The 13,011-nt window shown below is 39.1% G+C and carries 17 protein-coding genes; 8 read left to right on the top strand and 9 right to left on the bottom strand.

Annotation, left to right across the window (positions count from 1 at the left end; genetic code table 11):
• Window positions 1-49: 49 nt before the first annotated feature.
• On the top strand, window positions 50-838 hold the full coding sequence (fdhD, locus tag ACQYAC_RS11045; RefSeq protein ID WP_268466879.1) for a formate dehydrogenase accessory sulfurtransferase FdhD: 789 nt from the start codon (window positions 50-52) through the stop codon (window positions 836-838).
• A 10-nt stretch (window positions 839-848) separates the two neighbouring features.
• Window positions 849-1,856, top strand: a complete 1,008-nt coding sequence (moaA, locus tag ACQYAC_RS11040) for a GTP 3',8-cyclase MoaA (RefSeq protein ID WP_268466878.1) — start codon at window positions 849-851, stop codon at window positions 1,854-1,856.
• 254 nt (window positions 1,857-2,110) lie between these two features.
• Here moaA and rpsN read toward each other — a convergent pair whose 3' ends face one another.
• The 4 genes from rpsN to ACQYAC_RS11020 form a co-directional block, all read right to left on the bottom strand.
• On the bottom strand, window positions 2,111-2,380 hold the full coding sequence (rpsN, locus tag ACQYAC_RS11035; RefSeq protein WP_429943297.1) for a 30S ribosomal protein S14: 270 nt from the start codon (window positions 2,378-2,380) through the stop codon (window positions 2,111-2,113).
• Between the two features lie 16 nt (window positions 2,381-2,396).
• The gene (locus tag ACQYAC_RS11030) at window positions 2,397-3,593 is read right to left on the bottom strand and encodes a GTP-binding protein (RefSeq protein WP_429943296.1); all 1,197 of its coding nucleotides are present in this window, start codon (window positions 3,591-3,593) and stop codon (window positions 2,397-2,399) included.
• Between the two features lie 80 nt (window positions 3,594-3,673).
• Entirely contained in the window at window positions 3,674-3,823 is a 150-nt protein-coding gene (gene rpmG / locus ACQYAC_RS11025; protein ID WP_003214771.1) for a 50S ribosomal protein L33, read from the bottom strand.
• A 144-nt stretch (window positions 3,824-3,967) separates the two neighbouring features.
• Window positions 3,968-4,390: a DUF5362 family protein gene (locus tag ACQYAC_RS11020; protein ID WP_429943295.1), complete on the bottom strand. Its 423-nt coding sequence runs from the start codon at window positions 4,388-4,390 to the stop codon at window positions 3,968-3,970.
• 299 nt (window positions 4,391-4,689) lie between these two features.
• On the opposite strand from ACQYAC_RS11020, the gene ACQYAC_RS11015 reads away from it, so the two are divergent.
• Both ACQYAC_RS11015 and ACQYAC_RS11010 read left to right on the top strand, forming a co-directional pair.
• Entirely contained in the window at window positions 4,690-4,884 is a 195-nt protein-coding gene (locus ACQYAC_RS11015; RefSeq protein ID WP_003215165.1) for a hypothetical protein, read from the top strand.
• A 33-nt stretch (window positions 4,885-4,917) separates the two neighbouring features.
• Window positions 4,918-5,322, top strand: coding sequence for a hypothetical protein (locus tag ACQYAC_RS11010; protein ID WP_169055863.1), 405 nt, complete (start codon window positions 4,918-4,920; stop codon window positions 5,320-5,322).
• A gap of 44 nt (window positions 5,323-5,366) precedes the next feature.
• Here the strand turns inward: ACQYAC_RS11010 and ACQYAC_RS11005 are convergent, their stop codons facing one another.
• Window positions 5,367-5,876, bottom strand: coding sequence for a thiol:disulfide interchange protein (locus ACQYAC_RS11005; RefSeq protein WP_429943294.1), 510 nt, complete (start codon window positions 5,874-5,876; stop codon window positions 5,367-5,369).
• A gap of 98 nt (window positions 5,877-5,974) precedes the next feature.
• Between ACQYAC_RS11005 and ACQYAC_RS11000 the strand changes: the two genes are divergently transcribed.
• Genes ACQYAC_RS11000 through ACQYAC_RS10990 form a run of 3 tightly spaced genes read left to right on the top strand, consistent with a single transcriptional unit; the run spans window position 5,975 to window position 8,860 of the window.
• Entirely contained in the window at window positions 5,975-7,774 is a 1,800-nt protein-coding gene (locus tag ACQYAC_RS11000) for an ABC transporter ATP-binding protein (RefSeq protein WP_429943293.1), read from the top strand.
• 1 nt (window position 7,775) lies between these two features.
• Window positions 7,776-8,333: a MauE/DoxX family redox-associated membrane protein gene (locus ACQYAC_RS10995; protein ID WP_268497461.1), complete on the top strand. Its 558-nt coding sequence runs from the start codon at window positions 7,776-7,778 to the stop codon at window positions 8,331-8,333.
• Window positions 8,330-8,860 (top strand): TlpA family protein disulfide reductase, encoded by a 531-nt coding sequence (locus ACQYAC_RS10990; RefSeq protein ID WP_429943292.1) that lies wholly within the window; start codon window positions 8,330-8,332, stop codon window positions 8,858-8,860. Before ACQYAC_RS10995 ends, ACQYAC_RS10990 begins: the two co-directional genes overlap by 4 nt.
• A 33-nt stretch (window positions 8,861-8,893) precedes the next feature.
• Here ACQYAC_RS10990 and ACQYAC_RS10985 read toward each other — a convergent pair whose 3' ends face one another.
• Window positions 8,894-9,388 carry a GNAT family N-acetyltransferase gene (locus ACQYAC_RS10985; RefSeq protein WP_012011526.1) on the bottom strand — a complete coding sequence of 165 codons (495 nt, stop codon included), beginning with the start codon at window positions 9,386-9,388 and terminating at the stop codon, window positions 8,894-8,896.
• A 130-nt stretch (window positions 9,389-9,518) separates the two neighbouring features.
• On the opposite strand from ACQYAC_RS10985, the gene ACQYAC_RS10980 reads away from it, so the two are divergent.
• Window positions 9,519-10,415: a peptidoglycan DD-metalloendopeptidase family protein gene (locus tag ACQYAC_RS10980; RefSeq protein WP_268497464.1), complete on the top strand. Its 897-nt coding sequence runs from the start codon at window positions 9,519-9,521 to the stop codon at window positions 10,413-10,415.
• An 80-nt stretch (window positions 10,416-10,495) separates the two neighbouring features.
• On the opposite strand, the gene ACQYAC_RS10975 is transcribed toward ACQYAC_RS10980, so the two are convergent.
• The 3 genes from ACQYAC_RS10975 to ACQYAC_RS10965 form a co-directional block, all read right to left on the bottom strand.
• Window positions 10,496-10,843 carry a P-II family nitrogen regulator gene (locus ACQYAC_RS10975; RefSeq protein WP_007497589.1) on the bottom strand — a complete coding sequence of 116 codons (348 nt, stop codon included), beginning with the start codon at window positions 10,841-10,843 and terminating at the stop codon, window positions 10,496-10,498.
• 18 nt (window positions 10,844-10,861) lie between these two features.
• The gene (locus ACQYAC_RS10970; RefSeq protein ID WP_268497466.1) at window positions 10,862-12,070 is read right to left on the bottom strand and encodes an ammonium transporter; all 1,209 of its coding nucleotides are present in this window, start codon (window positions 12,068-12,070) and stop codon (window positions 10,862-10,864) included.
• Window positions 12,071-12,263: 193 nt separating this feature from the next.
• Complete coding sequence (locus tag ACQYAC_RS10965; protein WP_429943291.1) at window positions 12,264-13,004, bottom strand: amino acid ABC transporter ATP-binding protein; 741 nt, start codon at window positions 13,002-13,004, stop codon at window positions 12,264-12,266.
• Window positions 13,005-13,011: the final 7 nt, after the last annotated feature.

The raw sequence follows: 13,011 nt of genomic DNA, 5'->3' as shown, positions 1-13,011 counted from the left end.
ATTTGATTGGTTCATATAACTAAATTTGTGCTGAAAGGAAGATCATACAATGAATCCTTCTGTTAAAAAGAAACGAGTCATACACCAATACCGTGAAGGTCAATTTACTTGCAAAACAGATGAAGTTGTAGAAGAATTTCCTTTAACTGTGATCGTGAATGGAGAGGAATTTGTAACACTTGTTTGTTCACCAGATCATTTGAAAGAATTGGTGATCGGTTTTTTAGCTTCAGAAGGAATCATTCGATTTGAAAATGAGATTAAAAGGTTTACAATAGATGAAAGTATGGGCTTTGCCTATGTTGAATTAGTTCACTCAAGTGGATTTCAATCATCAGATTTTACAAAGCGGGTGATTGGTTCTTGCTGTGGGAAAGGGAGACACTTTTATTTTCTCCAAGATGTGAAAACAGCAAAAACAGCCATTGATCGAATCAGCATTTCTGCTGAAACCTGTATGCGTCTAATGAAATGTTTACAAGAAGAAAGTCAATTGTTTCAACATACTGGTGGTGTGCATAATGCTGGACTGTGTGATACAGAAAAGCTATTCATCACTAGAACTGATATAGGAAGACATAATGCATTAGATAAAATCTATGGATACTGTTTACTTCAGCAGATTCCGCTTAGAGATAAAATTCTTGTGTTTAGCGGCCGGATATCGTCAGAAGTTCTATTGAAGGCAGCAAAACTAGGAGTGTCAATCGTCATCTCAAAATCAGCACCTACTGAGCTGGCGCTTAATATGGCAGAAGAATTAAATATCACGACAGTTGGATTTGTCAGAGGAGAATCTTTTAATATATACACTCACCATCAGCGTATAACAGAATAGGAGGCAAAGTATGGACAGTATATTGGATAAGAGACATCGACCATTGCGCGATTTAAGAATATCAGTAACAGATCGCTGTAACTTTAGATGTACGTACTGTATGCCTGCTGAAATTTTTGGACCAGAATATCCTTTTTTGAATAAAGAAGAACTGCTTAGTTTCGAAGAAATTGAACAGCTTGCTACTCTTTTTGCAAAGGACCTAGGTGTGGTGAAAATACGCATCACGGGTGGCGAACCCTTAATGCGAAAAGATTTGCCTCTCTTAATAGAAAAGCTCTCAAAAATTCCAGGAATCGAAGACATTGCTATGACAACCAATGGAACGCTTTTACCTGTATATGCCGAAAAGTTAAAGAAAGCTGGTCTTCAAAGAGTCACCATTAGTTTGGATTCATTAAATCCTGACCGTTTTAAGCAAATGAACGGAAGGAATATTTCTATCCAAAAAGTGTTTGATGGGATTGAGGCTGCAAAAAAAGCTGGACTTGTTATTAAGATCAATATGGTTGTTCAAAAAGGTGTGAATGATCAGGATGTTTTGCCAATGGCAGCTTACTTTAAAAAAGAAGGACATATTCTCAGATTTATCGAGTTTATGGATGTCGGAAATACGAACAAATGGAATCTAGAGCATGTCATGACAAAGAAAGAGATCATTGGTCTAATTGATTCAACATTTCCCATCAAACCAGAACCTCCCCAATATCCAGGTGAAGTAGCCAACCGATTCTTTTACCAAGATGGATCAGGAGAGATAGGCATTATTTCTTCTGTTTCAGATGCTTTTTGTGGAACATGTAATAGAGCGAGACTTTCTGCTCGCGGTGAATTGTTTACATGTCTTTTTGCATCATCGGGTTTTGATCTGAAACGGGTGATTCGCTCGACAAAAGATAATGAAGATATAAAGAACATATTGAAGGAAATATGGTCGAATAGACATGATCAATATTCAGCCGAGAGAGAGAAGAAGAAAGATCAGAAAAAAGTTGAAATGTCATACATCGGTGGGTAGTGACAACAAAGTATCATGATCATGATTTTTTGAAAAGTAGAGAAAATATCCTAATCATTGTTGAAAATCTGTTTTTAGAAATAGGTCTATTCATCTGAAGAATCCTGTCATGATCAAAAACCAGCAGATTTTCTGCTGGTTTTTAAAATGTTATTTTGTGTCTCAAAAAAGTGGAGATAAGCTTAGAAAATAGATTTTTCAACATTTTTTACTGCTTTACTTTTATTGGAGCTGTGATAAGATCAACTCAATCTTTACCAGCTTGAATTTTTCACTCCTGGAATGTGGCCCTTATAGGCAAGCTCACGAAAAGCAATTCTAGACATTTTAAATTTTCGTAAGTAACCTCTAGGGCGACCGGTTAATTCACAGCGGTTTTTTAAGCGGGTAGGGGAAGAGTCTCTAGGTAATTTCCGCAAAGCTTCATAGTCACCTTGTTCTTTTAACTCTTTTCTTAATTCTGCATAGTTCAATACAAGCTGCTGCCGCTTTTTTTCTTTAGCAATTTTAGATTTCTTTGCCACTTAAAACCCTCCTGGCTTAATGTTGGATGTTCCATTGAAAGGGGTCTTCAAACGTTTTCCAATCTTGATCAAATTCCTCAGGTGTGAGTAAGCATTGATCAAGTGTGCGAATGATATCTGCTTTAGGTAAATCTACGCCAATAAACACAAGTTTTGTATGCCTGTCACCAAATTCTGCGTCCCACTCATCAAGAAGCTCTGGTTCTTGCTTTAATATCTGTTCTTTTTCTTGCTCAGGCAAGGCAGCAATCCAGTAGGCAATTGGTTCAATCTGAACAGATTTTCCAGCCTGTGAAATTAATATGGTTAAATCATGATGTGTGGCAAGCCATGTAAATCCTTTAGCGCGAACTATTTGCTCTGCCATCTGATCTAACCAATTATTTAACCTGCCAGTATGGAAGGGGAGTCTTCTTTCATAAACAAAGGATGAGATTTGGTATTCTTCAGTTTCCGGCGTATGCTGAGAATGCCCAGCGTTGATTTCTTTAATCCAGCCAGCAGAAGCACTGGACTTTTCAAAGTCGAATAAACCAGTATTTAAAATGTCACTGGGCTTTACTTGCCCTTTTGAGGTTCTGATGATAGATGCTTCTGGTTGAAGTGTTGTCAGCACGTGCTCAAGTCGGTCTAATTCTGAGTTTGATACTAGATCACACTTATTGATAATCAGGACGTCACAAAATTCAATTTGATCAATCAGTAAATCGGAAATTTCTCGTTCGTCATCATCGGAAACGGCTTGTTTACGGTCTAATAGACTTTCTCCTGACTGGAAGTCGGTCCAGAAACGGTTCGCATCTACAACAGTGACCATCGTGTCTAACCGGCAAAAGCGCGTCAAATCTATCCCCATTTCTTCATTAATATAAGAGAAAGTTTGCGCGACTGGAATTGGTTCACTAATACCTGTTGACTCAATGACAATATAATCAATATGACCAGTCTTACATAGGCGCTCTACTTCAATTAACAAATCTTCTCTTAATGTGCAGCAAATACAACCATTAGATAATTCAACTAGCTTCTCATCTGATCGGGAGAGCTCACCGCCTTGTTTGACTAGTTCTGCATCAATATTAATTTCGCTCATGTCATTAACAATCACAGCTACTTTTAACCCTTTACGATTTTGTAGTACATGATTTAATATTGTTGTTTTTCCAGCTCCTAAAAAACCGCTTAATACTGTAACGGGAATTCGCTTATTCATTTCCTTCTGTCCCTTTGCCAACGATCATGTTCATTTCCGCCTCTCTTAAAAAGTAATGATTACGATTTAAAACTTAAAAATTATTTTGTTTCTCTATGAAGGGTATATTTCTTTAACCGAGGAGAATATTTTTTTAACTCAAGTCTGTCCGGATTCGTTCTTTTATTCTTTGTTGTGATATAGTTTCTGTCACCTGTTTCAGTACAGGCTAAGGTAATTTTTACGCGCATCAGTAATGGGCCCCTCCTTTAATTCGTAATAGTTACGATTTGTATTTTAAAATGATCAAGAGGGAATGTCAAGCTTAGTAGGGTGATCAATGCAAAATGATCAAACAAAAGGGGTATCGAATATTCATTGATACCCCCCCTCCATTAATAAAAATCACCAAACTCTTCTTCGTATTCAGCTTCGTATTGCTGAATGTCACTAGGAATTTCTTGAAGAAATGCTAGACCGCCTAATATCAGCATCAGGATAATGGCGATGAATGAGAGAATGGCTGCGACAATACTTGATATGGCAAATAGCGTCTGCATTTTCATCATCTTAGCATATTGTTCTAATAACTCTTCATAAGAAGTATCAGGAGTTTGAATTAATTGTTCAGCTGCGTTTACAGATTTTTGTACATGGATTCCCATCATAATGAGGAAGACGCCAAGGGCAGCAGGAAGAACAAGCCAAAAACCAATAAGAATAGCTAAGCCACCTGAAATATAGAGAAATATACTACCAACTTTTCCCCACTTTGTGATCGAATGAAGAGATTGAATGATTTTCTCAGTTTGTTGCAATGGTGTTCACTCCTTTATGTATTCACTCTTTATCATACTTGAGCAGGTAGTACTTTAGGAAGAGTGAATGTAGAACAAATAAAAAATATTTCTATCTTCACTTTACTATTTATAGATAAATAAATTATTTTCGAATAAGAAAAAAGTAACATTTACTATGAATTTTAACGACAATTTATGTCATAAATAAGATTAGTAGTTAAAAATAATTAGTAAAATTATCAAAATATGTTGTTAGTTGTCTTGTAATTGGTTATTATTGTGTTGTATTACCATAAAATTTGGAAGGTGGAATTCATATGTTAGATCGTTTCTTAAACAAAATGACCAATGTTCAACCTGCAGCTTCAAGATGTATTTTGCAAAAATTAGTCACTTCATGCAAATCAGCGCCAACTTGTTTCCTTCAAGGTGTTGGAACTTTCCGTTACTACGTGGATCGTGATACAGGTGAGATTTGTACTAGCCAAGAACGCATTAGATGTGGCTGCTAAATTCAAGGATTTTATTTAATAGGATGTGAACGCATGAGCATATCTTCAATTTCATTCTTAACAAATGCTATGCAGACGTCAAACAGTCGTCAAGCGGGTCAAACATCCAATTCTTTTTTAAACCAAGCAGCGAAAATTGTTCAAGGCGACCATTCTCCAGAAGAGAGAAAGGCATTATTTCAACAACTGACTCTGGTTCAGCAAGGAAAAGATTTAGAGCTTCATGTGTCTAAATTAAAGGAATTAGAGAAAGAGGTTCAAAAAGAATCGTCTTCTTCGTCTGTTACTGTGAATCAGCATGGTGACCAAGTAGATATTTCAAATGAGGCTCGCAGTGAGTTTGAACAAGCTGAGGAACAAGCCACAGCTTCAAGTGAAGCGAGTGAAATCGCCGCGAGGGAAAAGGATCAGGATGTTCAGACAGATCCAAACCAATAAAAAAAGAGGCGTGTGTTTTTTATCTTCACATGCCTCATTTATGTTTATTTTGCAGAGAACCTTGAATAAAGACCATCGGGAAAAGGGGCTGCATATGAGATTGTTTCATCTTCTTCTACCATGATGTAATATGGAAACTCTTCAATATGAAAGGCGCCTATCATTTTTTCGTCTACTGAGATAATTTGCATGCTGGTTTGGTTATCACGATATAATTCTTGATCCTCTTCTTTCCCATTCTTTAACAAAATACTAAAAGAAATGTCTAATTGACGCTGCTTTTTCGTTTCTAGGAATTGTTCCAGTGATGGAATGCAGTGCGGGCATGCTGTGTCAGTGAATATAAACAACTGTTGCTTGTGATTGTTTTGCAGTAAATCATTTATTTGAATAGGTGATGGTTTTTCGAGTAGCGGATGAACAAGTTTTTGTCCAACATGCTGGATTGGTAAGATGATTAATGCCATCTGGTGTTTTAAATAGATCATGATTCCGATCGTCAATAAAAGGCTGCAAAGAATAAGAGTTAACTGTAAAAGTAAGATTGAAGTCATCGTATATCGTCCTCTCAGAGTGAAGTTACGCAGAGCTATCATAATATAAATATCAAAAATATGTCAATTATACTAAATGGTGTAAGGTGGAGCGTTTGATGAGTACAGTGAACCATTGTTTATATGCAATCTCTTATACTTGGAAAAGAAGTCGATCATATCTTCTGTTAACTCTATTCATCCAAGTGATCGTTGGCTTTATGCCTTTGGCTAGTGTTTGGATTATTCAAACATTGATTAATGAAATTATTTTATTTATGACTTCTTCTGGAGACATTCAAAAGGTTTTATGGTTATTTGGATTGCAAATGACCATTGTGGTTTTAGGATATGGGCTTCAATTCATTCTTCAGCTTAGTCAGCAGAAAGCGACAAATTTGATTGGTTTGCATTTGAAGGGTGAATTGCTTCAAAAGGCGATCAGGCTTCCATATATTACATTTGAACACCCGTCTTTTTATAATGAAAGTCAGCGTGTGATGAACAGTCATCAGCATGTTCTGAGTATGGTTAGAAGTATTTTTACAATCATGAGCGCATTGATTACTGTTGTATCACTTCTCATTTATATGATTGGTATCCATTGGGGCTTGGCGGTCATTCTGATCTTATGTACTCTGCCTGTCTTGTGGATTGAGCTTTTCTTTGGAGGCGCACGGTATCAATTAAATCGGATGTTAACTGCCAATGATCGAAGAGAAATGTATGTATCCGACCTTGTTGCACAGCGAGATTCATTGAAGGAAATCCGTTTATATGGAATTGGAGATTACCTTCTGCAAAAGTGGAAAGGTCATTATGTAAAAAGTGCAGATGAAAAATATAAATTACTCAAACGTCAGGTTCGCTGGGAGATGGCAGGCGGATTGCTTATGACATTTGCCTATGTGTGCTGTGGTCTTTTTATTGTCTTTCTTATCTTTCAAAAGAAAATAGCTGCGGGTACGTTTGTTGCTGTGCTCCAAGCTGTGCAAAATATTCAAAGTGGTTTTCAAGATTTGACGAGGGAATGTTCTAGTTTATATGAAACGAGTCTCTATATTGATGAAATGAGAACTTTTCAAAAGAGAGAAGAAGAAATTGGTGAGCAGACAGAGGAAGGGGCATCGCTTTGGAGGATTGAATGTATTCAGTCCATTACGCTAGAAAATCTCTCATTTACCTATCCGAATATGAAAACGCCTGCTATTGAACATATACATTTTCATATCAATAAAGGTGAACGCATTGCATTGGTGGGTGATAACGGATCAGGTAAGACGACCTTAATTAAATGTTTGACCGGTTTATATGATCCAGACAAGCCGAATATGCAAAAGGTCAATGGTGAGTCTATTTCAACCATTTGTAAAAAATCCTATCATGCGAGAATGGCTGTCCTTTTTCAAGATTTTATGAAGTACGAATTCACTGTGAAAGAAAATATTGGATTTGGACGTATTGACGAGATAGATAAGAAAGAGCGCATGATCTCAGCTGCACGGCAAGCAGGCATAGAGAAAAGAATTCATCAAATGGAAGAAACATACGATGCGCAGCTTGGCCGTTTTTTTGAAGAAGGTCATGAACTGTCTGGCGGACAATGGCAAAAGCTTGCGATGGCGAGAACCTTTTTTAGAGAAAGTGATTTTATCATTTTAGATGAACCGACTTCTGCGCTCGATCCACTATCGGAGATTTCACTCATTCGAAAGCTATTCGATCATACGCAGGATCAAGGGGTCTTGTTTATCACACATCGTATGGGAGCAGCCCGCTTAGCAGATCGGATTATCGTGATGAAGGATGGTGCTTTCGTTGAAGAGGGTAACCATGAAGAGCTAATGGCGCTAGATGGAGAGTACAAAAGGCTTTACGAGGCACAATCCCAACTATTTCAACAAAAGGAGATGGCGTAAGGTGAGTGTCTTTTATTTTATAGGTGTCTATTTGTTAGGAATGATCTTTGCAGGTGCATGGCTTGATAAAGTGAGAAAACAAACGGCGCATATTCAGCAGATGAATGCTTATCGACTGCTGCCTCCTGTGCTCACGGTGCCAATGTTTTATTTGTTTTTGACTGTTGAATTGGTTTGTACAGGTTTATTGTTCGTGTGGAACATGTCTCTTGTACCTGCGATTGGCCTTACAGCACTTTTATGTATCTATACTGGAGCGGTCACCTTCAATTTATTGAGAGGACATCGTAACATTTCATGCGGCTGTGGAGGTTTGCTTGAAAATGATCATCTTCACTGGGGAATTGTGATTCGTAATGTGTCGATGCTGGCTCTTGTGATTGGGTTGTTTTATGCACATCCCTACGTAGAAACAATTCCGTGGCCATTTCATATGATCTGTTTTCTGATTGCAGTGGCTGTCTGTTTGATTATAGCGGTGGGGAAAACCATCATGATGTTCAAAAGAAAATGGATGAATCAATTTGAATCGTATATAGAAGGAGACCAAGTGAAATGACTGATATTCTACTAATTATTGTGTTATTCATTGTCATTGCTCAGCTGGCTGTCGTGTTTTTGCTTGCCCGCTTTATCGGAAAATTTATGAGTAAAATTAAATCCCTTGATGGGATTGAATTAAAGGAAGCGGATGTTGGTGATGCTGCGCCGTTATTTCGAAGCTATACACATTTAGGAGATAAGGTCATTTTAAAGGAGTATTTACAGAGTGGAAGAGCTGTGATGCTGTTATTTGTAAATACCACTTGTATGACATGCAAAAGCATTTTATCTGATATGCGTCAGCACATTTCTAGTGATGATACTCAATTTATTTTCATCAATGGAGATGAACAAGGAGATGATGCATTGCTCCTTCAATTGCTGCCTAATCAAGCTGTGTATATGCGCTCTTCGCAAATCATGGAGCTGTATGGGGTAACTGTCGTTCCGCAAGCGATTCTGATAGATGAACATGGCATCATCCTCCAAAGGAAAGCTGTTCAAAATGCGAAACAGTTTGAACAGTTGTTACACGCATCATAAAAAAAGCGCCTCTTTGTTTGAGAGACGCTCGTTTTATAATTCTTTTCCTAGAATGTCTAAATCGTACCTGCTGCCGTCCATTTCTGCGATGCGTGGCAGGTGACCCCATGTCTCAAAGCCGTGCTTTTTAAATAATCGAATGCTGGCTTCGTTGTGCCCGAAAATAAAGGCAAGTAACGTTCGAATGCCTAGTGAAGGTGCCAGCTCAATGGCTTCTTGTAAAAAAAGTGACCCTAAGCCTTTCCCTCGATAGTCTTGGTTTAAGTAAATACTCATTTCAACGGTTCCGTTGTATGCAGGTCTTCCGTAAAAGGTTTCAAAGCTGAGCCAGCCGTAAATATGTCCATCCTCATCTGTTTTCACATAGAGAGGTCTTTTCTCTGAATGATTTAAAAACCATTGCCGGCGGTCTTCAACTGAAACTGGTTCTGTATCGGCGGTTACTTCTCTTGAAGCAATGGTCGAATTGTAAATATCAACGATTGCTTTGAGGTCATCTTCTGTTGCTATTCGGTTGAAAGTTTTCATAATAAAGTCCCCCATCTTTTTTCATTCATCATACATATTATTGATACGATTGCGCAAAATAAAAAGAAAAATGATTTCGTGTGTATATATTTTTTGAAAAGTGTTCAGAATGTTGCTGAGGTGATGAAAAATGAGAGAGGAAGAAAAGAAACGTACTTCCAAAATCACAAAAGTTCAGCAATTTTTCCGTAAGCGCTGGGTATTCCCTGCAATTTACTTGGTCAGCGCAGCGGTCGTGTTAACAGCCGTTCTTTGGTATCAAGCTGTATCAAAAGATGTGAAAGACCAACTATCTGATGGAAATCAAACAGGGCAAGAACAGCGTGATGATGCCGTTGAAGTTGGAAAGCCAATTGAAAATGTTGCCATGCCAGTCCAGAATTCTGATAATGTTTCTGTCGTGAAAAAGTTCTATGAAGCAGATGCTGATCAAAAAGAAAAAGAAGCAGCACTTGTAAACTATAATAACACCTATACCTTGAGCAAAGGTATTGATCTTGCAGATAAAGATGGCAAAGTGTTTGACGTCACAGCTGCTCTTAGTGGAACAGTGGTTCAAGCGAAAAAAGATCCAGTTCTCGGTCACGTCGTTGAAATTGAACATGAAGATGGATTATCGACTGTTTATCAATCGTTGTCACAAGTGAGTGTTAAAGAAGGCGATGAAGTGAAGCAGAATGATGTCATCGGTGCTTCTGGTAAAAATCTTTATGGTGCTGAAAGCGGCAACCATGTGCATTTTGAAATTCGTATGGAAGGTTTAGCGCTTAATCCACTTAGCTTTATTGACAAGCCTGTTTCAACTATTGAAAAGGCCGCGCAAGAAGTGACGGAAGAAGCAAAAGAACCTGCTCAGCCAAAAGCTGATGAAAAAATGAAGGAACCTGCTGCTGAAGATAAGGCCAAAGAGCCTGCTGGAGAAAAATCTGAAGAAAAGTCTGATGAGAAGGGGAAATCCTCTGATCAAGAAAAGTCTTCTGATTCCTCTAAAGACAGCAGTCAAACTGAAGAAACAAAACAATCTTAAGTCTTGAAACCTCTGTATATGAATCATGCAGAGGTTTTTTTCTGTCTTTAAAAAATCCCCCGCACTCAGCGGAGGATGGTTTAAAGGGCGGCAGGTCCTTCTTCACCTGTCCGAATGTTGATTGTATTTTCTATCTCATATATAAAAATTTTCCCATCCCCTGGTTCGCCTGTACGAAGTACCTTTTGAGCTGTTTCAACAACTTGTTCGACAGGTACTTTGCTTAGGACGATTTCAATCTTTAATCGTTCGTACACATTGCTTTCCTTTTTGACGCCGCGGTATAACTCTGTATGTCCCTTTTGTAAACCGCAGCCATGTACATTCGAAAAGGTAATGGAAGTGACACCAATCTTTCCGAGCTCCACCTTTAATGTTTCAAAATTGGCTGGACGTGTGACAATCTCCACTTTATACATTTTGCTCATAGAGACACCCCTTTTTCTTTAATCTTGATAAGCTTTTTCCCCATGCATGGTTAAATCAAGACCCACTGATTCTTCTTCTTCGGTTGCGCGAATCTTAAAGAAGAGATTGACCACTTTAATGATCACGTATGTCACAACAGCTACAAAGGCATAGGTGGCTACAATAGCGACGACTTGCTTCCAAAGTAAGCTGGGATCTCCGTAAAATAAGCCATTGGCTCCACCGTCATTGACAGAGGTTGTTGCGAAAAGCCCTGTTGCAATTCCTCCCCAAGTCCCGCCAATTCCGTGAAGACCGAATGCATCTAGTGCATCGTCATAGCCAAATTTGGCTTTGAGTGAGAAGACTCCCCAGAAGCACACGATGCCGCCGATGAATCCGATGATAATAGAAGCAAAAGGTGTGACAAAACCTGCGGCAGGTGTAATCGCGACAAGACCTGCGATGGCTCCAGAAATCGCGCCGAGCATGGTCGGCTTTTTGTTGATCATCCACTCGACTAACAGCCAGCCGATGATTCCCGCAGCAGCTGCTGTATTGGTGTTAATGAAGGCATACATTGCGACACTGTCTAAGGTAAGGGCACTTCCAACGTTAAAGCCAAACCATCCAAACCAAATGACAGCTCCGCCAAGAAGAGTATAAATCAAATTGTGAGGAGAAGAGCTTGCTGCTTCTTTACGCTTCCCGAGCACAATCGCTACGACTAGACCTGCCACACCTGATGAAATGTGAACCACGTTTCCTCCAGCGAAGTCGAGCGCACCCATTTCGCCAATCCAACCGCCGCCCCATACCCAGTGTGCGACTGGCGCGTATACAAATGTGACCCAAAGGAGTGTAAACACGACGACCGCTGAGTAACGAATTCGTTCAGCAAAGGCACCTGAGATGATGGCTGTTGTTAAGACGGCAAAGGTCATTTGGAACATCATGAACAATGAATGTGGAATGGTCTCGCTGTAGGTACCAGGCTCAAAGCCAACGTCTTTTAGTCCAATCCATTCTAAGCCTCCAATCCATGCATTTCCTGGCGCAAAAGCCAAGGAATAGCCAAACATGATCCATACGATAGAGACGATCGCTAGTGAAGTTAAGCTGTGCATGGTTGTACTTAAGACGTTTTTACTTCTCACGAGTCCTCCATAGAATAAGGCTAAACCCGGTGTCATTAACCACACGAGTAGTGCGCAGAAGAACATAAATACTGTATCACCCATTTGCATGCTGCATTCCCCCTGAATCATTCAGAATTAATTGATTTCTTAATTCTTCATTATAGAGAGAAAAGTCATATATAACATATTCATGTAAGTTAATCTTACATGGTTTTTGGTTATATTCAATATAAATGGATGAAAAGTTCGTGAAAAATGAGAAAAAACGTGCATTGAGCACAAAAAATAAAGGGCGTTTGACCTATAAAATGGAGCTCAGAAAGACTTTGGTTCGTTCCTCTTGAGGTGAATCGAACAGTTTTGATGGTGTGCCTTCTTCGACGATACGACCTTCGTGCATATAGACGACGCGATCGGCAACTTCTTTCGCAAAGCCCATTTCATGTGTGACGATGACCATCGTCATGCCTTCTTTTGCGAGACTTTTCATTGTTTGCAGCACCTCGCCTACAAGCTCTGGATCGAGGGCAGACGTAGGTTCGTCAAATAACATGACATCTGGTTTCATGGCGAGAGCTCTTGCAATAGCCACACGCTGCTTTTGACCGCCTGATAGTTTAGAAGGATATACGTTGGCTTTATCCGCAAGTCCGACCTTTTCTAACAGGACGTTGGCTTCTGATACAGCTTGAGTCTTTTTTGTTTTTTTTACCATAACAGGCGCCTCGATGATGTTTTCAAGCACAGTTTTATGCGGAAAGAGGTTAAAATGCTGAAACACCATGCCTATTTTTTTCCGCATCTCGTTTAATTGATCGCGTTTTGGGTGAACAGGGCTGCCATCAATGATGATTTCTCCATCATTTTTGATTTCTAAAAAGTTCATACAGCGGAGCAAGGTGCTTTTTCCAGAGCCGCTGGCTCCAATTAAGACGACTACATCATTTTCATAAACAGTGAGGTCGATATCCTTTAAAACATGCAGTTCCCCGAAGTGTTTGTTTAGTTTTTCAACGCGAATGAGTTCCTTTGATTCTGCCATGTTTCTC

It is taken from the genome of Bacillus sp. MM09(2025), from assembly GCF_050496725.1.
In the GTDB taxonomy this organism is placed as follows: domain Bacteria; phylum Bacillota; class Bacilli; order Bacillales; family Bacillaceae; genus Bacillus; species Bacillus pumilus.
The sequence above is the reverse complement of the archived record's forward strand: the minus strand, read 5'-3'. Positions and strand labels throughout refer to the sequence as shown.